The sequence below is a fragment of the Sphingomonas yantingensis genome (genome assembly GCF_014199325.1).
Classification (GTDB): Bacteria; Pseudomonadota; Alphaproteobacteria; order Sphingomonadales; family Sphingomonadaceae; genus Sphingomonas; species Sphingomonas yantingensis.
Window position 1 is genome coordinate 85,861 of the sequence record NZ_JACIJJ010000004.1, and the last position, 22,380, is coordinate 108,240.

The 22,380-nt window shown below is 64.6% G+C and carries 18 protein-coding genes; 11 read left to right on the forward strand and 7 right to left on the reverse strand.

Annotated features, from left to right (window positions below; all coding sequences use genetic code 11):
- The first annotated feature begins 5 nt into the window (after nucleotides 1-5).
- From FHR19_RS13090 to FHR19_RS13105, 4 genes are all read left to right on the forward strand, one after another.
- Nucleotides 6-2,513, forward strand: coding sequence for an ATP-binding protein (locus FHR19_RS13090; RefSeq protein ID WP_246359522.1), 2,508 nt, complete (start codon nucleotides 6-8; stop codon nucleotides 2,511-2,513).
- The gene (locus FHR19_RS13095) at nucleotides 2,510-2,902 is read left to right on the forward strand and encodes a response regulator (protein ID WP_184029177.1); all 393 of its coding nucleotides are present in this window, start codon (nucleotides 2,510-2,512) and stop codon (nucleotides 2,900-2,902) included. Before FHR19_RS13090 ends, FHR19_RS13095 begins: the two co-directional genes overlap by 4 nt.
- 126 nt (nucleotides 2,903-3,028) lie before the next feature.
- Entirely contained in the window at nucleotides 3,029-3,235 is a 207-nt protein-coding gene (rpsU, locus tag FHR19_RS13100; RefSeq protein ID WP_034160206.1) for a 30S ribosomal protein S21, read from the forward strand.
- Nucleotides 3,236-3,345: 110 nt separating this feature from the next.
- Nucleotides 3,346-3,960, forward strand: a complete 615-nt coding sequence (locus tag FHR19_RS13105; RefSeq protein ID WP_184029179.1) for an FKBP-type peptidyl-prolyl cis-trans isomerase — start codon at nucleotides 3,346-3,348, stop codon at nucleotides 3,958-3,960.
- Between the two features lie 197 nt (nucleotides 3,961-4,157).
- Here the strand turns inward: FHR19_RS13105 and FHR19_RS13110 are convergent, their stop codons facing one another.
- Complete coding sequence (locus tag FHR19_RS13110; RefSeq protein ID WP_184029181.1) at nucleotides 4,158-5,048, reverse strand: sugar phosphate nucleotidyltransferase; 891 nt, start codon at nucleotides 5,046-5,048, stop codon at nucleotides 4,158-4,160.
- 1,261 nt (nucleotides 5,049-6,309) lie between these two features.
- On the opposite strand from FHR19_RS13110, the gene FHR19_RS13115 reads away from it, so the two are divergent.
- Nucleotides 6,310-7,113 carry a hypothetical protein gene (locus FHR19_RS13115; RefSeq protein WP_184029183.1) on the forward strand — a complete coding sequence of 268 codons (804 nt, stop codon included), beginning with the start codon at nucleotides 6,310-6,312 and terminating at the stop codon, nucleotides 7,111-7,113.
- On the opposite strand, the gene FHR19_RS13120 is transcribed toward FHR19_RS13115, so the two are convergent.
- Complete coding sequence (locus FHR19_RS13120; protein WP_281375703.1) at nucleotides 7,088-7,702, reverse strand: DnaJ domain-containing protein; 615 nt, start codon at nucleotides 7,700-7,702, stop codon at nucleotides 7,088-7,090. The two genes, FHR19_RS13115 and FHR19_RS13120, sit on opposite strands and share 26 nt — an antisense overlap.
- Before the next feature lie 41 nt (nucleotides 7,703-7,743).
- Here FHR19_RS13120 and FHR19_RS13125 point away from each other — a divergent pair, with 41 nt between their 5' ends.
- From FHR19_RS13125 to FHR19_RS13135, 3 genes are all read left to right on the forward strand, one after another.
- The gene (locus FHR19_RS13125) at nucleotides 7,744-8,514 is read left to right on the forward strand and encodes a WecB/TagA/CpsF family glycosyltransferase (protein ID WP_184029187.1); all 771 of its coding nucleotides are present in this window, start codon (nucleotides 7,744-7,746) and stop codon (nucleotides 8,512-8,514) included.
- Nucleotides 8,515-8,562: 48 nt separating this feature from the next.
- A complete protein-coding gene (locus FHR19_RS13130) occupies nucleotides 8,563-10,740 on the forward strand; it encodes a cellulase family glycosylhydrolase (RefSeq protein ID WP_184029189.1) in 2,178 nt (725 codons plus the stop codon).
- 149 nt (nucleotides 10,741-10,889) lie between these two features.
- A complete protein-coding gene (locus FHR19_RS13135; RefSeq protein WP_184029191.1) occupies nucleotides 10,890-11,108 on the forward strand; it encodes a hypothetical protein in 219 nt (72 codons plus the stop codon).
- A gap of 19 nt (nucleotides 11,109-11,127) precedes the next feature.
- Here FHR19_RS13135 and FHR19_RS13140 read toward each other — a convergent pair whose 3' ends face one another.
- Nucleotides 11,128-13,167, reverse strand: a complete 2,040-nt coding sequence (locus FHR19_RS13140) for an acyltransferase family protein (RefSeq protein ID WP_184029193.1) — start codon at nucleotides 13,165-13,167, stop codon at nucleotides 11,128-11,130.
- 207 nt (nucleotides 13,168-13,374) lie between these two features.
- Between FHR19_RS13140 and FHR19_RS13145 the strand changes: the two genes are divergently transcribed.
- Complete coding sequence (locus FHR19_RS13145) at nucleotides 13,375-15,348, forward strand: acyltransferase family protein (protein ID WP_184029194.1); 1,974 nt, start codon at nucleotides 13,375-13,377, stop codon at nucleotides 15,346-15,348.
- 65 nt (nucleotides 15,349-15,413) lie between these two features.
- Nucleotides 15,414-16,400 (forward strand): glycosyltransferase, encoded by a 987-nt coding sequence (locus tag FHR19_RS13150; protein WP_184029196.1) that lies wholly within the window; start codon nucleotides 15,414-15,416, stop codon nucleotides 16,398-16,400.
- Nucleotides 16,401-16,417: 17 nt separating this feature from the next.
- Here the strand turns inward: FHR19_RS13150 and FHR19_RS13155 are convergent, their stop codons facing one another.
- The 4 genes from FHR19_RS13155 to FHR19_RS13170 form a co-directional block, all read right to left on the reverse strand.
- Nucleotides 16,418-17,311, reverse strand: coding sequence for a P-loop NTPase family protein (locus tag FHR19_RS13155; protein ID WP_184029198.1), 894 nt, complete (start codon nucleotides 17,309-17,311; stop codon nucleotides 16,418-16,420).
- Nucleotides 17,308-18,672, reverse strand: coding sequence for a GNVR domain-containing protein (locus tag FHR19_RS13160; protein ID WP_184029200.1), 1,365 nt, complete (start codon nucleotides 18,670-18,672; stop codon nucleotides 17,308-17,310). The genes FHR19_RS13155 and FHR19_RS13160 overlap by 4 nt, the downstream gene beginning before the upstream one ends.
- Nucleotides 18,669-19,994 (reverse strand): AAA family ATPase, encoded by a 1,326-nt coding sequence (locus tag FHR19_RS13165; protein WP_184029202.1) that lies wholly within the window; start codon nucleotides 19,992-19,994, stop codon nucleotides 18,669-18,671. The genes FHR19_RS13160 and FHR19_RS13165 overlap by 4 nt, the downstream gene beginning before the upstream one ends.
- Nucleotides 19,995-20,123: 129 nt before the next feature.
- Nucleotides 20,124-21,248, reverse strand: a complete 1,125-nt coding sequence (locus FHR19_RS13170; protein ID WP_184029205.1) for a GumK N-terminal domain-containing glycosyltransferase — start codon at nucleotides 21,246-21,248, stop codon at nucleotides 20,124-20,126.
- A gap of 160 nt (nucleotides 21,249-21,408) precedes the next feature.
- Between FHR19_RS13170 and FHR19_RS13175 the strand changes: the two genes are divergently transcribed.
- Nucleotides 21,409-22,299 (forward strand): glycosyltransferase family 2 protein, encoded by an 891-nt coding sequence (locus FHR19_RS13175; protein WP_221228538.1) that lies wholly within the window; start codon nucleotides 21,409-21,411, stop codon nucleotides 22,297-22,299.
- The last annotated feature ends 81 nt before the right edge of the window (nucleotides 22,300-22,380 follow it).

Consider the following 22,380-nt stretch of genomic DNA (forward strand, 5'->3'; position numbering starts at 1 on the left):
AGCTCATGCGTGCGTTTTCTCGGCTAATCCTGATCGTGGTTGCAGCCTGTCCGCAATATCTGGCGGCCCAATCGACGACACCGTCGTTTTCGGAATCCCTGAAAACGACACTCGCCGCCGCACGTGCGACGATGTTGACGGACCCGGCGCGTGCCTATCACGAGGCGCAGCGAGCCGAGCAGGCAGCGATTGGAATTTCCGACACCCAGCAGCGTCTGGTCGGTCTTGCCAATGCGCGGTGGCTGGGCAGCGAGGCCCTGGTTCGGCTCAACCGCGCTGCCGCCGCGGCGGGGCTGGTCGACAATGCGAGGTCCCTTGCCAGGGCGACGAGCGAGCTCAAGCTGCTCGGCGACATAGAGCTGACCCGAGGAAGCGTATTTGCCTATGAAGTCAGGGTCGCTGATGCGCTCAGGGCTTATCAGACCGCGCACGCTACGTTTATCCGCGCGAACGATCTCCGCGGGCAGGCGATTGCGCTGCAAAGCATCGCCAATCTCTACACCGATGGTCGCGATTTTGCGAATGCCGAGCGCTATTACCGCCAGGCTGAGGAAGCGTTTCCCGACGATCCCGTACTGACGCTTGCCCTTTACAATAATAGAGCGACCGCGCTCATCACCCAGGAGCGCTATTCCGAGGCGGTGGTCGAGCTAGAACGCGCGCTGCGGTTGGCACGGCAGCGTGGAATCATCCCTCTACAGGCGCGAATTCTCGGGAATCTCGCCAATGCTTACATCGAATTAGGCCAGCTGTCGCGTGGCGAGCTGATGTTGCACGAGGCGTTGCCGCTAATTGCGCGGGACGAAGGTCGATCGGCGCGTTTGCAGATCGAAAGCGTCGTGGCGCAGTTGGCATTGCAACGGGGCAATACAGCGGGCGCGATGCGTCGGATTGCGCCGCTATTCGCAGGCGTCAACTTGGCAACGACCAGCGCCAGCTTTCGCGACGCTCACGTCATCGCCTACGAAGTGTACAAGGCCAGCGGCGAGACCGCGCTGGCGCTCGCGCATCTTCAGGCCCTGCGCCGGCTGACCGACGAAGAGACGCGGCTTGCTGCGTCCACGAATACCGCGCTGATGGCGGCGCGGTTCGACTTCGCCAATCAGGAACTGCGCATCGCTCGGCTGAAGGCCGAGGAGTTGCGCGCCAGCGTGGCGTTCGAAAGGTCGCGCGCGCAGTTCCAGCGGACGCTGACCATCGGCGTGGTCGGCGGTGCGATCGTCATCGTCGGGCTGCTCAGCTTCGGCATCGTGACGCTTCGTCGCAGCCGCAATCAGGTCCGCGCCGCCAATATCGACCTCGAGGCCTCGAACATCGCGCTCGGCAAGGCGCTCGCCGCCAAGACCGAGTTCCTGGCGACGACCAGCCACGAGATCCGCACGCCGCTGAACGGCATTCTGGGCATGGCACAGGTGATGCTGGCCGATCGCGCGCTGCCGCCGGCACAGCGCGAGCGCGTGCAGGTGGTCCACGGTGCGGGCCTGACGATGCGCGCGCTGGTCGACGACATTCTCGACGTGGCCAAGATGGAAACGGGGCATCTGACCGTCGCGCCAGCGCCCGTCGATCTTCGCGCGCTCCTGAGCGAGATCGCGCGGATGTGGGCGGAGCAGGCGCGGACCAAGGGACTGGCTTTCGAGCTCGACATCGCCGATGCGCCGCGCTGGATCGTCACCGATGCCGGGCGTCTGCGCCAGGTGGCCTTCAATCTTCTGGGCAACGCGATGAAGTTCACCCAGGCCGGCGCGATCGGGCTGAGCGTGCGGGCGATCGACGGGGGACAGCGTTTCACCCTTGCGGTCCGCGATACCGGGATCGGCATTCCGGCGCACAAGCACGAGGATATCTTCGAATCTTTTCGCCAGGCCGATTCGACCACCACGCGAGAGTTCGGGGGTACGGGCCTCGGCCTTACCATCTGTCGCAATCTGGCGCGCGCGCTGGGGGGCGACATCGCCGTGGCGAGTCGCGAGGGGGAGGGGTCGGTCTTCACCGTCACGCTCCCGCTGGTCGAGGCCGACGCACAGGCCGAGGTCGCGGCGGAGACCGGCGCGGGCGGCCTGGTGATCCTCGAGCGCAATCCGATCGCGCGGGCGATGCTGAAGACCGTGCTGGCCCCGCGCGGGGCCGAGATGGCGCTCGCCGACAATCTGGTCGATGCGCTCGCCCGGTTGCCGGGTGCCGACCGTATCCTGGCCGACGCGGCGACGCTGGGCGAGGACGATCCGACGCGGTTGGCGGCGGCCGCGCGGCTGGCGGCGGCGGCGGCGGAACAGGGGGCGCTCGCCTTTGTTCTCTGGAAAGAACCGGACGCAGCGATCGTCCGGCGGATCGAGGAGATGGACGCGATGACGCTCATCGAGAAGCCGATCGCAGGACCCGCGCTCGCCGAGCGCCTATTTGGGGTGCAGTCGGGCGATCCACCCCTTGTCACCGAGGCGGCTTGGGCAGATAGCACGCTCATGGTCGCAAACCTTATCCGTAACGATCGTCAGCCGGATAACCGGCGATGAACGTGCTTTTCATCGAGGATGACGCCATGAACCGGCGCGTCGTCCGCGATATGCTCGATGTCGCCGGGGCGCAAATGGCGGAGGCGGATCGAGCGGAGGCGGGGCTCGCCCGCATCGATGCTGAGGAGTTCGACGTGATCCTGGTCGATCTGAGGATGCCGGGCATCGATGGGTTCGAGACCATCGAGCGGATCCGGTCGCGCTGCGATTCCAAGCGCGACCTGCCGATCATCGTCGTCACGGCCGACACCGCCCCCGACCTCACCGAACGCTGCAAGCGGCTTGGCGCAGACGAGGTGCTGTTCAAGCCGGTAGCGATGGATTCGCTGTTCGACGCGATCGGCCGCATCCTGGCCACGCGTCCGGGCGAAACCAACGTCCTCATCTGACCTCAACCATGGTCTGCGATGCTTGAAATCGCTTCCCAACGCGCGTAAGGGGCGCGCAACGTACGAAGGGGGTCCTTCGGCGAACCCTACGCCATTGGCTTGAGAAGTTTGGAGCAAGACGGACTTATGCAGATCATCGTTCGCGACAACAATGTCGACCAGGCGCTGCGGGCGCTTAAGAAGAAGCTGCAGCGTGAGGGCGTCTATCGCGAGATGAAGCTGCGTCGTCACTACGAGAAGCCGAGCGAGAAGCGTGCTCGCGAGCGCGCCGCCGCTGTCCGCCGCGCGCGCAAGCTCGAGCGCAAGCGCCTGGAGCGCGACGGCGCCCGGTAAGTGATCCGGCCGGCCCCGTAACGGGCCGGCCGTTTTGATTCGGCATCCCGCGGCGGCGCTTCGCCCGTCCGCGACCTTGCACCATCTGTCTTTCAGGAACTCGTAGTCCCATGTCGATCACCGCCGTCCCGATCGCGCCCGTCAAGCGTGGCTATCTCGTCTGGCTCTGGATCGGTATCGCGGCGGCCGTGCTCGCGGGCGTGGGTCTCGCCTGGAAGGGGACGGCTGCGGTCGTCGCCGACACCGGCAGCAACGCACAGTTCCTCTCCTTCAACGGTGGGCAGAAGGGCGTCACGACGACCGCCAGTGGCCTTCAGTACAAGGTGCTGACCGAGGGCAATGGCGGGCGGACGCCCACCAATGAGGACCTCGTCCTCGTCAACTACAAGGGCACGTTGCGCGACGGCACGACCTTCGACGAGAGCCGCCAGCCCACGCCGATGGACCCGACGCAGGTCGTCCCCGGCTTCGGCGAGGCGGTGAAGCTGATGCCCAAGGGCGCCAAGTACCGCTTTTGGATCAAGCCCGAGCTGGCCTATGGCAGCACGCCGCCGATCGACCCGCGGACAGGCCAGCCGGGCGTGCCCGCCGACGCGTTGTTGATCTTCGACGTCGAGCTGGTCGATTTCGTGCCGAAGGCGGTCGTACAACAGATGCAGATGCAACAGATGATGCAGTCGCAGGGCCGGGCCGGCAGCGAGCCAGCGCCGTCGCAGCGTCCGTGATCCACGTCACCTGCTGGTCGGATGATAATTGCCGGACACCGTCCCGGTCGTGATGAAGATGAAACACCGGCGTGAGTTCGGACTGCGCAGCATAAAGGCCACCGATCGTCGGTGGCCTTTTCTGGTTGTTGCGGGGTGATGCCGGGCGAGAGAGATGGGCGCCGGCGGGTCCGACGCCATCTCATTCACGCAGATCGTCAAGCCTGAGGAAGGGTTGTTTCGAGAAGTCGCTGCGCGATCCGACGAACCTCGGCGCCCATGTCGGGACGCTCCAGCGCGAGGGCCAGCGTCGCTTCGACGAAGCCGAGCTTGCTACCACAGTCGAAACGGCGGCCGGCGAATGTCACGGCGTGGAAAGGTTGAACGCCGATCAACTTTGCCATCGCATCGGTCAGCTGGATTTCGCCGCCCGCGCCCTTCTCCTGCGCCTCAAGGATGCGCATGACCTCGGGCTGCAGAATGTATCGGCCGGACACGATCTTGTTGGACGGCGCCTCTGCAATCTTGGGCTTCTCGACAAGGCCATGCACCTCGGTGAGCGCGCCGCGCTGTACACCGGGCGAGATCACGCCGTAGCTTGACACTTCTTCATGCGGCACTTCCAGCACACTCACCAGATTGCCGCCCGTTTCCGAATAGGCATCGATCATCTGCCGAAGGCAGCCCGGCTCACCAATCATGAGCTCGTCGGGAAGAAGCACTGCAAAGGGCTCGTCCCCAACGATCGCCCGCGCGCACCAGATCGCATGGCCAAGACCCATCGGCTCTTGCTGGCGGACGGTCATGAGGTTGCCCGGCGTGAAGCGCGTGGCGTCAAGAACGCTGAGGTCCTTTCCCCGCGCCCGCATGGTCGTCTCGAGCTCAAAGGCGATGTCGTAATTCTCGACCAGCGCAGTCTTGCCGCGCCCGGTCACGAAGATCATCTGCTCGATCCCCGCCTCGCGCGCTTCCTCGATCGCATACTGGATCAGCGGGCGATCGACGATCGGAAGCAGCTCTTTCGGCACTACTTTCGTTGCGGGCAGAAAGCGGGTGCCCAGCCCGGCAACGGGAAACACCGCTTTGCGCACCGTCTTTTGTGTCGTCACTTGCCCGTACCCCTACTGTTCCGCACTCGGATTTAGATCTGTCGTGCCAAGCCGCGAGGGGTACACGCATAGGCTGCATCGCAGCAGGATAAAAGCCGTGCCCCGCCACCGTGACAGGTTTTGCTTCGAACGCACTTCGCCGGTGGGCCGCTAAACGGTAGCTGGCGTCGCTGCCAACCCGTGCGTGCCGCAAGGCGCCATCGTCGGACTCCGAGTCCGGGCTTTGGGTGCCAGCAGTCGCGAACGCCGTTTCCATACCGGTGGGGATCGGTCGAGCGCTTGCCGACGAACCACGCATGTTTTTGTTGATGGGTGCGCAGTGGACGGCCCGCGATATTGACCATCCACGCGGTGTCCGTAAGCCGCAGACCCCGGACGATCGGGAAGCGGGGCCATCTGCTTGGGGTGGCACGCGGCGATACTCGGGTATTGCCCTAGCGAAGTATGCAGACGGTTTCGTTTTGACTGCCTCTGGCGATAGCAAGGGGGCTCAATTTGGCGCGCCAGCCGCCTGGTTGTCGGCATAGCGACCGATGGCTTCGTCGATTTTGAACATCCGTCACGTCCTGCCCGAGGTCCCGTCGATATATCGGCCATCGGACAATCGCGGGCCGATGCGCGCACGGCAGAAGAAATGCCGATGCACGTTTCGAGGGAGGGCCCTTGTGGTGGCAGAAGGCGGTCGCCGTATCCACCCGCAGACACTGTCGATCAACGCGTCCAAGAGAAAGAGAGATTGTCGCTGTGTTCATCCGGATCGTGATGAGGCGTGATGGATCGAAGACGCGTAGGGTCGAGAACGAAGCGCGTAAGGAACGGGGTCACGCTGGATCTCTGGCGGCCGGCATAAGCGACCACAACTCCGCCGGCGTCTGGTTCCGGTCGCCGGCGGATGCTGGCAGCAAGGCTGAGGTCGGGCGACGGCCGCGGGCGACAGTGTGCCGCACGACGCTTCTTTTTCGTACCCTCTCGCCGGGCGCACCCATGACGAGGTGTTTTCGATGCTGTTTCGGCCGGTTTGCGGCGAACCGCGTCATTCTGGTACGATTATGTTGATATTGCCGCGGAACACAATGGTTGATGAAAAGTAAATGCGCTATGGGAATGACACCGCGAGTTTACCGATTCGGTGGTGCCCGCATTTGCAAAACACCGAGGTCGCAACGGGGTTTCGTAACGGGTGAGAGGCAGGGGGGGTGTTCGGGCCCACACTGCTGTTTTCACCATCAGCGTCGTTTTTGACACATTGGCTAAAGGGATGATGGACATGGGTTTTCGAGACAACAGTGTGCTGATTTCGACCGCTTCGACGATCAACGTCGTGGCGAACGGCACCGATGACGTGTACGTCGCCGGCGACGGCGCGGTCGCGTTCGTTATCGCAGACGGCAACGTCGGTGACGATCAGTTCAGCAATTTCACCAGCAACGACTCGATCATCACTGGGAAGAAGATTTTTGACGGCAACAACGACGGCTTCATCGCCTTCGGCCCGAACGGCGTGCTCGACGTCGATCGGTTCGGCGGTGGCAACAGCCGCGCCGGTGAAGACCAGATCCAGGTCGTCGGCAACGGCGGCGACATCACCGAGATTCGTTATCTCGGCACCAAGGGTGGCAATTTCGCTTATGCTGACGCGGCGACGCTGCGTAACCTGTTCGCGGAGTTCGGCCAGGCCAACGTCGTCGAGGGCACGGTCGCCAACAACACGATCAGCATGTCTGGCGGCGCGAAGGTGCTTCTGCATGACAACGCCCTGGGCCTGAATCTGGGCAGCGACATCGTCAACGATTTCGGCAACGACGATCTGTTCGTGACCACCAGCCAGCTGTTCGACGACACCGGCAACAATGTCGTCACCTTCGGTGGCAACAAGGTGCTCGACACCTCTGGCGCCAGTGGCCCGCAGTCGAGCGATCCGAGCACCGGCCCCGGTGGCCAGGTGTTCTTCAGCGGCGGCATCACCGGTCTGGCCTATCTGGGCACGCAGAACATCGGCGGCGTCGATTATTACTACTACGGAACGGCCAACACGACGGTCAATCCGTTCGCCGGCGAAGCGTAATCTGGTTGGGTCGGGCCAAGCCTGACCCATCGGTTACCTGGAGGCCCGCCCCGTCATCCACGGGGCGGGCTTTCTCGTTTTTGGACTGGATCAGTGCGCGCAACACGTCCCGGCTGAGATCGGTCGAAACCAGCATGGAAGGCAGGAAAGTCGCGATCGCCACCAGCGCGGCTCCTCCCGTAGAAGCGCCCCACAGCATTGTCCGTCGCCGATCGGTTACTCTGGCTGGCGAGCCGGTCCGAGCGGCAGGTCGTCGCCGTTCGCCTTTGCGGCGATCCGCTTCAGGCGGGATCGGGACCTGCTGCCGGCGTCGGTCATATTGCCTGCGACGTTCGGGATGCGACAGCGTCCGATACGCTTCGATGATCCGCGCCGCCCGGTCCTGCGATCCGCCCTGTTCGCCGCAATCGGGGTGCCAGGTACGGATGAGCGCGCGAAACGCCGCGCGCACCGTTGCCGCGTCGGCGGCTTGGGGAACCATTAGGACATCGTAATAGCTAGGACTGCAATAGTTCGACACCCCCCAACCCCTTAATTGCGGACGCAACGGGGGCTTGCTACAAACCAATGTATCGACCGTTGAATTCATTCCTTAGCGAGCCGTTCATCATGAATTCGTCAGCGGACAGGATGACGGCGACCATGGTTGCCGACGACCCAGTCAGTCAGATCGGGCCGATCCGGATCGCCGTCCTTTCCGAGGCCCAAGGGGTGCAGCGAGTGCACGCCATGATCGAGGCATCCGGCGAACGGATCGTGGCATTCTGCAACGCCCACAGCGTCAATCTGGCGCGCAAGGATCCGGCACTGCGCGACGCCTATGCCCGGGCGTTGGTGCTCAATGACGGAATCGGCTTGGATATCGCGCGCAAGTGGCTGGAGGGGGCGGCGTTCCCCGCCAACCTTGCCGGTAGCGATTTCGTCACCCGGCTCCTGCGCGATCGTCGCGCGCCGCTGAAGCTGTATCTGCTGGGAAGCAAGCCGGGCGTCGCAAAGGCGGCCGCCGCTGGATTGTCGGCGATCGTTCCGCAGCACCGGGTCGTCGGTGTTCAGGACGGCTATTTCGCACCGTCACAGACCGATGCGGTGGTGTCCGATATCGTCCGGTGCGAGCCCGATATCGTGCTGGTCGGTATGGGGCAGCCCCGACAGGAAATCTGGGCGGCACGCCATGCCGCGCAGACCGGGGCGCTCGTGATCTGTGTCGGCGCCTACCTGGATTTCGTCGCCGGCGTCTTTCCCCGCGCGCCGAAAGTTCTGCGTGCGCTGCGCGTCGAATGGCTCTATCGTCTGGCGCTCGAACCAAGACGACTGTTCAGTCGCTATGTGATCGGCAATCCGAAGTTCCTGCTCGGTATTCTGCGCGATCGAAGTAAATCGAGAATTAAGCAGTCATCCTAAGGCTTTGCACAAGTCCCTTGTCCTATCGGCTACGCGAACGGTCGCATCATGCGACCATCGGGGCTGGGCAAGACGAGCATGCTGGGAATCAATCTCTCCGGGGCGGAATTCGGCAAGGGCGACAAGTACGGATACGACTATATCTATCCGTCTTCGAAGGATCTGAAGTTTTACGCCGACCAGGGATTGACGCTCGTTCGATTGCCGGTGCGCTGGGAACGTCTCCAGCCGGAACTGGGGGGCTCGCTCGATGCCGTTGAACTCGGACGGCTGAACACCTTTCTGGTGAATGCGGCGAAGGCCGGGGTGCAGGTCATCGTCGATGTACACAATTACGGGCGCTATGACGGCAAGGTGATCGGGTCGCCGGAGGTTCCAATCGCGAGCTTCGCCGACTTCTGGTCGAAGCTGGCCGGCGCGATCGGATCATCGAGCGCGTTGCTTGGCTACGACCTGATGAACGAACCGCACGACATGCCGAACAAGACGATCTGGCCGCAGGCCGCTCAGGCCGCGACTGACGCCATCCGCGCGCTGGGCGATACCCGCACGATCTTCGTCGAAGGCGAACATTGGGCCAATGCGACAAACTGGGCGGCGAAGAACCCGTTTCTTGACGTGAAGGACCCGTTGGGCAACCTCGTCTATGAAGCGCATGTCTATTTCGACAAGGACGGATCGGGCACGTACAAGGGCACCTATGACCAGGAAGGCGCGTATGTTGAGATTGGCGCACAGCGCCTGAAAAGCTTTGTCGGCTGGCTGGAAGCGAAGGGCGCGAAGGGCTTCATCGGCGAATTCGGCGTTCCCTCGGACGATCCCCGGTGGCAGGCGGTACTCGACCATTTTCTGGCAACGCTGAACGATTATGGCCTGTCGGGCACCTATTGGGGCGCGGGGTCTTGGTTCAACGGCTACAAGCTGGGTCTGGTCGACAAGAAGGGCGCAGTGACGGCGTCGCTGGACACCTTGCTGTCGCACGTCGCCGATGGCGCGGATGTCGGGATCGGTGCCGTCGCACCCTCGGCGGTCGATACCGCGTCACGCGTCGAACTGGACGGTATCGTCCGCTATGTCGGCACGGCGGGTCATGACGTGGTCGACCTGTCGGCATCCGGCGACGCGGTGATCGCCACGCTCGACGGGGTGCGGTTCGTGTCGATCGAGGAACTGATCGGCGGGCGCGGCAACGATGTCTTGACCGGCGACGGCATGGCCAATCGCCTGCGAGGAGGCGACGGCAACGACTGGCTCGACGGGCGCGGCGGCGCCGACATGCTGGTCGGCGGGGCTGGTGACGATCTCTATTTCGTCGATCACAGCGGCGACGAGGTGATCGAGCGCGTCGGCGAAGGCCGCGATCAGGTCATCGCGAGTATCGATTGGACACTCGACAACTCGATCGAGAACCTGACGCTGGGCGGGGCCGCGGTGCAGGGGACGGGCAACGGTCTGGGCAATGTGCTGATCGGCAATGCGCTGAACAACCGTCTGATCGGGCTGGGCGGCGACGACGTGCTGGATGGAGGGGCCGGGGCTGACACGCTGACCGGGGGAACCGGCAACGACCGGTACGTGGTCGACAATATCGGCGATGTGGTCATCGAGCGGTCGAAGGAAGGCTTCGATACGGTCGTGGCGTCGCTCAACTGGACGCTGAATGCGAATGTCGAACATCTGTCGCTGGTCGGTGCCGAGCGCCTGACCGGCACCGGCAATGCGCTCGACAATCGCATCGATGCCAACGACGCGGGCAACATCCTGATCGGCGGCAGCGGCGACGATACGCTGACCGGCGGGGCCGGCGCCGATCGTCTGGACGGCGGTAGTGACGAAGATACGTTGATCGGCGGTGCCGGTGACGACATCCTGATCGGCGGTCTCGGGCGCGATTGGCTGACCGGTGGTGCCGGCAACGATCGTTTTGTCTTCCTGACGCGCAACGACTCGAAGAATGCCGGCATGGACCGGATTCTCGATTTCGTGCGAGGCGAGGATCTGATCGACCTGTCCGCGGTGGATGCGAATACAAGGGCATCGGGCAACCAGAGCTTCGCCTTCATCGGCGCGGAAGCATTCGGCAAGCGCGCGGGGCAGCTTCGTTACGACACGCGCGACGACTATACCGTTGTTCAGGCCGATCTGGACGGCGATGGCGTCGCCGATATCGCCTTCCGCCTCGAGTCCTTCGTCCACAAGCTGGCGGCATCCGACTTCCTGTTGTGAACCGGCCCGCGCAACCGTCGGGCTGATAAACCTCAAGTCAAGAATCGCGTCTGGGAAGAAAAAGAAAGTTGCAGTGTACGTCGAAAGAGCTTGGGGGTAGACGCGTCGTTAACCATTCGCTGACAAGCTGAGGCGACGGGAGAATCATGATGCTAAGCGAAATTGCCAAGCTGATCGCTGATGTGGAAACCATGGGCGGCGAGCCGATGAGCGAGATCCTCGCGCCCAGCGAGATCCGTGCCATCGCCGAGACGATCGTCGCGTCGAACCTGCTGGCGAGCGGGCAAGCCATGGCGGCGGCCTATCCGACCCGTTTCGCGTGGATGGCATCGCTCCCACCGGCTTTACACGACTGTTTCAGCGCCTGAACCCTGCCGCGCGGCCCAATCACCGGGGCACGGACCTCTCCCGATCGACCTCAGTCATGATCGGCACCAGCGACCGGGAAAGATAAGGGATCAGGGTTCGGACGAACGTATTCGTCAGGTGATGCCGATCGGAATACATCACGATATTGCCGGCGACCACTGGGCAGCGTGTCTCCGGACAAAGGTGGTCGGTAATGTCCACGAAATGAAGTCGCGGCTCGGTCGTGGCGTTAGCCAGAGGACTGGTCGCGGCGAGTGCCCGCGATCTCGGCATCGTGCATCGCACACTGTCGGGGCCGTTGACCTGCACGCATTCGGGCACGTCGTTCGGAAACCAAGGATTGTCGCGGATCGCCACGACGTGCACGCCCAGCGGCGTCAGCTTTGCCCAGCGTTCGGCAAATTGCGGCACGACATGCTCATTCGCACCGTCCCTGCCATGGGTGGCGGTCGTGAAGACGATATCGGGTCGCAGCGCGATCAGCCTCGCCATCAGATTCTCGTTCCAGCGGGCGCAGGAACGGTCGTTTTTGGAGGTGCCGGTGCGCGGCGTGGCGAAAACGCAGCCGCTCTTCGTGAACGTCACCACGCGCCAGCCCTGTCCGGTGACGATCGGTTCGATCGCCGAGAAATAATGGGCGCTGTGCGATCCGCCGACCAATGCCAGCACGCGCGCCGCATTCGGATCGCCGAATGTGCAACTGACCAGACCGGCCTTGTCGATGTCCTGATGACATTTCTTGGCATAGAGTGGCGAAACGTCGCGCTTCATCCATAGCGGGCCGGGCTTGACCGGCACCTTGCCGTCGGCCGCAAAATAGCCGCGATCGAACACGGCGGCTCCGGGATAGCGAAGCGGATCGGGCCTGGTCAGCTTGTCCGCCGGCACTGCGCGTGCCGTCTGCATCCGCCACGCGCCGTCGCCGGCGGCGATCAGGGCGACCGCTGCGACGCCGACGGCGATGGTGCGCCACGGGCGGTCTTCGCGCACCGTGCGGAACGGACCTTCCACCAGCCGCGTGGTCAGCCATGCCAGCACGACCGACGCCGCCAGGATCGCCGATCCCGCCGCGAACGATGCCTGCGTCTGGTAGGTCACGGTCAGGAACGCGATGAGCAGCGGCCAGTGCCACAGATACAGCGCATAGGATATCCCGCCCAGCCAGTTCAGCGGCTGCAGCGATAGCAGGCGGCGTACGCTGAACCGGTGCTTTGCTTGACCGCACAGCAGGATCAGCGCCGCGCCGAGCGTCGGCCACAGTGCGGCATAGCCCGGAAAGATGGTCGATACCTGTAACAGGACGCCGCAGCTAAGTACGAGGAACAGGCCCAGCCACCCGCCGATCAACTGCGCCGCGGCGGGCAACCGCACCCGCGACAGCAGCACCGCGGTCAGGCCCCCCAGCGCGAATTCCCAGATGCGGGCGAAGGTATTGAAATACGCGACAGGCTGGTTTGTCGCGGTCGCATAGACCGAATAGGCGAATGAGAGCGCGAACACCGCGATCAGGACGGCGATCGCCGCCGGTTCCCGGTGACCGGTGCGCTTTCGGATCACGAGCCCGGTCACCGTCATCGTCAGGCACAGCAGGACCAGCGCCTGCACCTGTGCCGACATCGCCCAGTAATGCTGCAGGGGGCTGGCAACCTCGTCACGGGCCAGATAGTCGACCGCCGACCATGCCAGATACCAGTTCTCGACATAAAGGGTCGATGCCAGCACATGCGTGACATGCCCGGCCCAGCGGGTCTGCGGCATCCAGAATGGCGCGGACACCAGCACGACCGCGATCACGAACAGCGACGCCGGCAGCAATCGCTTCACGAGCCGCCCGATGAACGCGACGAAATCTACGCGGCCGTCGTTACGCAATTCGCGCACCATCGAACCGACCAGCAGGAAACCCGACACGACGAAGAACACGTCGACGCCGCCCGAGACGCGTCCCACCCAGATGTGGAACGCTGCCACCAGCAGCGCGCCGATCGCGCGCAGCCCCTGGATGTCATCGCGCCGGGTTTGGCGCGGGCGTGGTGTCGCTGGATCCGGTGTCAACATCGATATTACTCCCACCCCGACAGGATTGCGCCGCAATATCGCATCGTCGCGCGCAATGCGTCTTAAATCACTGGGTCGGGACGGGAGACTTTTTGGGACACTTTAACCGCGTCCGTGATAGGCGACGGTGATCGGCCTCAGGCGGACCCGTCCTGACGGACAGGGGACTGGCCAGCTTCCGAAAAAATGAAACGGGGTGGCGGCGTGTTGAAATATCGTACCGATATCGATGGCCTGCGGGCGGTGGCGGTTGGCGGCGTCGTCCTGTTCCATGCCTTTCCGACACTGCTGACCGGGGGGTTCATCGGCGTTGACGTGTTCTTCGTCCTGTCGGGTTTCCTGATTACAGCGATCATCCGGTCGGATGCCGAAGCCGGCACTTTTTCGATCGCTGGTTTCTACGAACGCCGGTTCCGGCGGATCCTGCCCGCGCTGCTCGCGATGGTGGCGGCCACGTCGCTGGCCGCGATCGTCATCCTGCCGCCATCCGAACTGCGCAACTACGGCAAGAGCCTGGCCGGGGTCGGCCTGTTCGTGTCCAACATCGTCTTTTGGAACGACAGCGGATATTTCGACACCGCTTCGGCCGACAAGCCGTTGCTGCATACCTGGTCGCTGGCGGTGGAGGAGCAATTCTACATCGTCTGGCCGATCGTGGCGGCGCTGCTGGTCCGCCTGGGGCGGCGGCGGTTGCTGGCGGGGTTCGTCTGGGCGACCGTCATGCTGTCGCTACTGGCAGCGATCGCGGCGGTGCGATATTCGCCGTCGCAGGCATTCTACCTGCTGCCCTATCGCGCGTGGGAACTGGGAATGGGCGCGCTGCTGGCCACCGGTGCCGTCCCGCCGCTGCGCCAGCAATGGGCGCGAGAGGGCGCCAGCTGGGCCGGGCTGGCGCTGATCGTCGTGCCGATGCTGGCTTATACAGAGGCGACCCCATTCCCCGGCCTCGCCGCGCTGCCGCCGTGCCTTGGCGCGTTGCTGATCCTCCATGCGGGGCAGGGGGCGGAAACCCGCGTCGGTCGGATGCTGTCGTGGCGGCCGATGCTGTTCGTGGGGCTGGTGTCGTACAGCTTCTATCTGTGGCACTGGCCGCTGCTGGTGCTGCCGCGCATCGCGCTCAACCGTCCGCTGACCGCGGTGGAGGCGGCGGTGGCGGTAGCGGTGGCGCTGGGCCTGGCGGCACTGTCGCTGCGCTATGTCGAAAAGCCGTTTCGCGGGCGGGGTACGATTGCCTTGTCACGGCGCTCGGTGCTGACCGCCAGCCTGGTCGCATGCATTGGGCTGATCGGCATCGGGGCCGGCCTATTCGCGACCCGCGGCTTTCAGGCGTTCGCCGCGCCTGAGATCGTTGCGGCCGAGCGAGCGGTGGGCAGCATCAACCCCTTGCGCAAGACATGCCATAATGACGAAGGTACCGACGTACTCGGTCCGGTCGGTCGTTGCATGGGCGGCGCGCCGTTGCGCTCGAACGGTGGCTATCAGGTGCTGCTATGGGGTGATTCCCATGCCGACCACCTTGCCGCCGGGTTCGACCGCCTTGGCCGGGAACAGGGCTTTGCCTTTCGTCAGGCCAGCGTTTCGGGGTGCGACACGCTGGCAATCCTCGATACCGACGACCGGCGCAAGGCTTGTGCGGATTTCCATCGCAAGGCGCTGGCCGAGGCTGCACGGCAGCCGGGCCTGCGTGCAATCGTCATCAGTTCACGGTGGTCGAAATCGCTACCGGGCCGGGCCGCCATCCTGAAATCGGAACCGGGGGCTATCCGCCAGATGCACGACAAGCTGACGCAGATGGTGCAACTCATCCGTGCCCAGATCGGCCCGCGTCCGGCGATAATCCTGATCGGCTCGACGCCCGAGTTCGATTTCTGGCCGGCGACCTGTCTGGCGCGGGCCGCCAAGTCGGGGATGGGCAGGGGGCAGTGCACGCATGCCGTCGCCGCGGACCGGCGGTGGGGACCGAAGGCGGATCGCGTCCTGACCGGGATCGAGGGCGTGACCGTGATCCTGCCGCGCCGGTCCTTCTGCCGCGGCGATCGATGCCAGACGGTGGCTGGCGATAAGATCCTGTATCGCGACGATGACCACCTGACCAACGAAGGTGCATGGTTCGTGGCCCGTCAAGCCGCAGCGGCGATCGCCGCCGCCCGGCCGGCGGCCCGCGCTTCCGACCCCAGATAGCTGGTTTACCCTGTTTCGCCCTTTCCCTATCCGGTGACATTTGCCGGTATGCAGGAGCTTGTGCCATGTCCGACGTCCCGCTCGTCTCGGTGGTCAGCGCCTTTTACAATCGTGCCGGCCGGGTCGCGGAATCGATCGGCAGCGTGCTGGCACAGGACTATCCCGCCCTCGAAGTCATCGTCGTCGATGACGGATCGCGCGACGATACGGTGGGGGAACTGCGCAAGATTGCCGACTCCCGGCTGACGATCATCCATCGCGAAAACCGCGGGTTCGTCGCATCCATGAACGAGGCGATCGCCGCCAGTCGCGGCGCCTTTGTCGCGGTCCACGGATCGGGCGACCTGTCGCTACCGGGGCGTATTGCCCGACAGGCCAAAATCCTCACCGAACAGGCTGAAGTGAGCGTGGTGGGGTGCTGGGTCGACAACGAAGAGACGGGTGGCGCCGGATCGCGGACGTTCAAGCCCCCGCGCGGGCTGGACTTCCACAAGACGCTATTGTCGCGCGGGTTGTTCACCCATGGCGAAGTGATGTTCCGGCGCTCGCATTTCGATGCGGTCGGCGGCTATCGGGACTTCTTCCGCTTTGCCCAGGATCGCGACCTGTGGCTGCGCATGTCGCGGCTGGGCGGCTACGAGATCGTGCCCGAGATACTGTACCGGCGCTACAAACCCGAAGGCGGGGTGAGTGCCGATCCCGAAAAGCTGCTGCTGCAAGCCTATCTGTCCGACTTTGCGGTGCAATGCGCCCGGATCGTCGATGCCGGTGGGCGCGATCCGATCGACCGGCACGGGGGGGCGGCGGCGTTCCTGCGCACGCCGTCACCGATGTTCGCGCGCAAGCTGGCCTGGTTCGGCGCCCGGATGATGGTGGAGGGCGATGTAGCACAGGGCTGGCTGATCGTCGAACGCGCCCATCGCGAGCATCCCGGCCGACAGGTCCGGATGATCCGCGCGCTGGCCGCGCTCCACGACCGCCCGGCGCTGTGGGCACGGATCGGCCGGCCGGTCCTGGCGCGGCGATTGCGCCAGTTTCGGGAGGGTCACTGACCGATCGCTGCGCCGGTTCAGCGCACCAGGATGTTGCCCAGCACCGGCACATCATTGGCGGCCAGTCGATCGATCAGCGCACGAACCGCTTCCAGCGGCGTATGGCGACGTTCGGACAACAGCAGCACGCCGTCGGCACCGCGCGCGATCGCAGCAACGATGTCGGCGGGCTGATTGCCGGCATCGACGATGGCAAAGCGATAGCCGCCACGCAGCGCGCGCAGCTGTTCGACCAGCGATACCCGTTCCACCGCTTCGCTCAGCCCCGAGATGACGGGACCTGACGCGATAAGGTCGAGGTTGGGGACCGGGGTGGAGACGACGCTGTCCTCGCGCGCCGCGCCGCCGGTCAGCAGCGACGTCGCCCCTTCGACAGGGGAGACCCCGAACAAGGCATCCTGTGCTGCCGCGGCGAAGTTGGCATCGACGACGAGTCCCGGCTTGCCGAGTTGCGCGAACAGCGTGGCCAGATTGGCTGCCACCCCCGCCGTGTCATCGGTACCGCAGCCCGCCAGTACGACGACCGACAGCGCGTCCCGATCGATCTCCAGCACGGTCAGCAACGATGACCGGACCTCGCGCAGCTTCACCGACAGGGGATCGTCGGGGGCATAGGCAGCGACGACCGCACGATTCACGCCGGTCGTATCGGGATCGATCAGTTCGCCCGCCTCGACATGGCGGGCCAGCGCTTGGCGCACCGCATCGGGGTCCACGAGGCCGAGGTCGACGGCGGCGGCATCGACGCTGGCGCCGGTCCGAGCCTGGTACCGGGCGATGCGATCGCGATCCTCGGCACTCAGGCTGTCGATATCGATCAGCGGCGAGTCTGTCCGCCGGCTGGTGCCCGGCATGCCGAAATCGACCGACGACGACGCCAGACCTCGACCGGTGCTGGAACGCAGCTTCATGCCATGGCTCCCGAGCCCAGAAGTTTCGGCTCGCGGTTGAGGTCAGCGAGCACCGGCACGCCGGTGAGCGACACCAGTCCGCCGATCGTGCGGACCTTGGGATTGCGCCATTCGAGGAAAAGCGCCGCGGCGATACCAAGAAACAGACCCGCGAACAGCCCGAGCAGGAAGCGCAGCGGGACATTCGGGCTGGACGGCAGGGTCGGCGCGACCGCGCGGTCGAGCACGCTGACGTTGCTCATCGGCACTTCGCTCTGCAGCCGAACTTCGTTCAGGCGCGCCGTGACCGCATCATAGGCGTTGCGTGCGGTATCGACGTCACGTTGCAACACCGCCATCTGATCCTGCGCTCCCGACAAGCGCAGCACCTGCTCCCGCTTGGCCTGAACCAGACCGCTCAATTCGCCGGCGCGTGCCTGGGCGGCGGCATTGGCAGTCTGGACCGCCGAAACCGCTAGCCCAACCGCCTGCCCGCGCTTGGAACGCAGCTCGGCGATCTCGGCATTGGCGGCCGTCACCATCGGATGATTCGGACCGAGAGACTGACGCAATTGCTGCAACGAAGCGGACTTGGCGGCAATCTGTGTGTCAAGACTTTGGACCACCGCCGACTGCTGGGCATCCGACGAGCTGCCGATACTGCTGCCTGCCTTGGCGCGCGCCTGGGCGGCGTCCGCCTGTGCGGCAGTCAACTGCTGGCTGAGTTCGCTCAGCTGTGCCTGTTCGATATCAAAACGACCGGCTCCGACTAGGCCGCGTTCTTGCTGGAAGCGCGTCAACCGCGCCTGAGCCTGTTCAAGGCGGCCGCGCGCTTCGCGGATCTGGCTTTCAAACCATTGCGAATAGACCCGTGCGGGATCGATGCGCAGCTGCAACTGAACCTGAACATAGGCCTGGGCAAAGGCGGTCGCCAGACGCGCCGCCAGCTCCGGATCCTCACTCTTGTAATTGACGGCCAGCACGCTGGTGTTGCGGGTCGGCAGAATCTCAAGCGGCTTGGTGATACGCCGCCCGATCCACTCGCGGATCGGCAGCGTGCTGTTCGACGCCTGATACTGGCGGATCAGCTGCGGGTTGCGGTCCATGGCCAGATTGCCGGCGACCCGCTGAGCGACATAGGCGCTGCGGATGATGTCGGCCTGGGTGCCGATCACCGCGGCGGCCTTTGTCGCTCCGCCCGCGCCGGATTTGGTCGCAACGGGATCGGCCTGTTGCGTGTCGAACAACAGCGTGGCCGCCGCGGTGTAGGTTCGGGGTGAGGTCCAGGTCCACAGCCCCACGACCCCCAGCACGGCCAGCGTCGCCAGGACGATCAGGCGCCAGCGGGCGCGCAGCGCCTCGACGTAATCCCACGCATTCATTGCCTCACCCCCTTGATGATCCGGGACTGGCCGGTTTGATTAGCCCACCGCTCCGCAGCGCAGAAGGTCAACAGGAATTGCGGTGCAAGCACATCGTCAAATGCCAGTCGCGCGGTCCCCTCGTCCAGGCGGCCCAGTGCCGGCGACAGCGCCTCGATCATCTGAGAAGCAATCGCCGGGTCGGCACCGATTGCGGTCAGCGCGCGAATCAGGTCGTCGGGCGTGAATTCCAGTCGCATCGCCGCCGTCTGGGCAAATGCCTCGATCGCGGCCAGCGGGAAGCGGCCCTCGCGCACCAGCGATGCGAACAGCGCCTCGTCTCGCTGGTTCGTCTCGCGCCAGATTTCCCGAGCGCGCGCGCCGCCGGCAAGGACGATCTCGGTGGTGGCGAAACGATGGTCGCGCTCGATCGCGCACAAGCAGCTGTGCAGGCTGAGCAGGCGCATGTGATAGGGCGAACCGCAAACCAGCCAGCGCAGCAGCGCCAATGCCTCGTCGTCGAACTGCAGGCCGATGGCCTGGCTTGTCGTCTGGATGAAGCGTTCGACGTCCTCGTCGGCGATCGGCATCAGCCCGACCGCCAGAATATGCCGTCGAACCGACGCGTGAACGTCGATCAGGTCGCCAACATCGCCCGAGATGCCCACGAAGATCAGCCGGACGCGCGATCGCATGTCGGACAGAAGCTTGATGAGCAGCGCGATCTGCCCCTTCGTCGCCTTGTCTTCCAGCCGGTCGAATTCGTCGAGGATCAGGATCACGTCCTCGCGCTCGACACGCGCCAGCATCGTGGCCACGGACCGCGGCGTCGGCGCGGTGCGGATCAGGGTCACCGCTTGTGCGAAATCATCGGCACGCATGCCGAATGCGGCCGGACCGATCTCGTCCAGATAAGGCAGCATCAACTCGCCGAAATCGCCGCCGCCCGCACATGACAGGTAGATAACCGACAAGCCCTGCGCATCGGCCAGATCGCCGAAAACGCGGACGAGCGACGTCTTGCCGCTGCCGCGCGGCCCGTAGATCACCGCGTGCATGTGTGAATCGATCACCGCCCCGATCAGGCTGTCCAGTTCCCGCTGGCGACCGAACAGGTCGCGGGGATTGTCAACGGGCTGATGCGCGCCGAACAGCCGGATCGCCAGGGTTCGGGTCCGTTCCGCCATCCGCACCGCGCGTTCCGGCGCGATCGGCGCCGACGCAGCGCGCGGGGCAGGCGCTCGGGCTGCCTGGGATGCGCTGCGCAGCGGATCGGGCAGCGCCAGCACGGGCGGCCTGCGCGTCAGCCAGTCACGCAGATAACCGAACCATTCACGCAGCATGGCTATCTCCGACAGGCATGGAAACGAAGCTGCCTTTCCCCGACGAAACGATCTGAAGCCGCATTATTGTCTGCCTATGACCTAACCTTGGCCCGGACAAGTCTTGCCCGTTCTTCTTGACCCCTTTTGTCATGGTCGCGCGGTATCCGAATAACGCTCGGGATGCAGCAGCCGTTCGCCGATTTCCTCCCACCGCGGGAAGGATCGAGGCTTGATCGTACCGGCCGCGGCCAGTGCGATCGCTACCGCGCGTTCGATCGATGCGGGCTGGTCTGGGTGATAGGGGGATCGCGACGCGACGTCGCCGGCGGCGAAATCGGGGCATACCGCCGGCAGCCCCAGATATTCGAACTGGGCAAGCTTGAGGCTCGTGTCCGCAAGATACTCGACGCCCGGTGCGTTCACGTACGGTGCAATGCCGATCGTGGCATGGGCGATATAGGGCAGGGTGTCACGAAACGGCATTTCGTCATGCACGACGACGTTAGCTGCGGCCGTGAACCGCCGGCCGCAGCCGATCACATGGAAGACGACGTCGGGAAAGGCGGCAGCGGCGTGATGGAAGAAACGTTCGTCGAACAGCATCGACCCGACCGACACGGCGTTCCGAGTGCCCGCCGGGTAGGGGCTGGGGCCGATATTGGCGAAATCGGCGGGGTCGATGCCAAAACCGATCCGCGTGAGCCGGTCGGATGCCCATGCGAAGTCCGGGGCCATCAGCCACGATCGCATGCTGACATGGTGGATCAGGCCCGCATCGCGCGCCAGCTGGGCCTGCACGAACGGGTGTGCGCCGACCGTGGCAAGGCGGTCCGTCGCATAATAGATGATCCGCGCAGTCGGGTTCAGCCGTCGGATGCGGCGCAGCAAAATCGCGGCGACACTCGCCTCGACGACGACGTGATCCGCTGCCGCCAGCAACGCATCGACATCGCGATTGGGCAGCCGTGCGTATAGCCGGAACAGCGGTCCCATCAACCGGTCGGCCAAGGCGTTGCCCGTTGCGAAGGGGTGAAGATGCGTGCGCCATAGATAGCAGCCGATGCCGTCGACCATCTCGATACGATTGGCGCGCTCCCAAAGGTTCAGGCGGGAATCGCCCTTCGATCGCGACAGCCGGCTGAACCGCGTCGAAAGAAACGACACGGCATAGCCGCTGCGGGCGAGCGCATGGGCGATCTGATGGATGCTCGCGCGCTTGGCAGTGCGGTAATCGTGAAAAGCGGAGATGAAGACTACATTGCCCTTGTTCATCTCGCCCCCGGCTCCATAAGAATGCCGTCGCATGGCCGTCCGGCTGTGCAGGGTCAAGCCGGTTGCGATGCAACATCGGTTGCTGCTACCGCTAGCACATCATTGGAAGGGCCGACGAACGTCGGCCCGACGAGCTGCCTGCGTGGAAATGAGGATGGTCATGCCTGGGACTGCGCCGCTCGTTTCTGTCATCGTGCCCGCTTACAATGACGGCGCGCGCCTCGCCTTGTGTCTCGAGCTGCTGCTGGCTCAGTCGATCGCAGACCAAGCTGAAATCATCGTCATTGATAATGGGTCAAGCGAGGACCTGGCGCCGCTACACGAACGCTATCCGATGGTTCGCTGGCTGCATGAAGCCACTCCGGGGTCCTATGCCGCGCGCAACACCGGTATCACCGTGGCACGCGGGTCGATACTGGCGTTCACCGATTCTGATTGCCTGCCGTCGGCAGGATGGCTGGAGCATGGCATCGCACCGCTGCTGGGTGATGATCCGCCCAGCTTCGTGGGCGGCGCGATCGATCTGGTCACGACCGGAGCGGCGAGGTTGAGTGCCGCTGAACTGTTCGACCTGGCCTCAGGATTTCCGCAGAAACGCTTTGTCGAGCAAGTCCATTTCGCGATGACCGCCAATATGCTGACCACCGCCAAAACGATGGCGAAGGTCGGACCGTTCGCGACGAGCATGAAATCGGGCGGTGACCGCGAGTGGGGCAACCGCGCCTGGGCGATGGTCGGTCCGGGCCACTACGTCTCGGCCGCTCGCATCGGTCATCCTACGCGATCCAGCCCCGCCGAGGTGCTGAAACGGGTACGCCGCGTCGCCGGCGGTGAGCGGGATCGCAAGCCGGGCTGGGCCGATTGCCTTGCCTTTTGCGCGCGCCAGCTGACGCCGCCGCGCCGCGCGTTCCTCGATATCGCGGCGCTCGATCCCGCGGTCGCGCCGCCGGTGGCCAAGGCGTCGGCGATGCTGTTCGCCTATCGCACCCGGCTGGCGCTGGTCCGCTACCGGCTCGCACTCCAGTTCGGCGGAGAGTCGAGCCGTTCATGATCCTTTGACGCCTGACACCGAATGAAATATCGACCATGGCTCGCGCACTGTCGTCAGCCGGGTGATGTGGTGTGCCGGGGG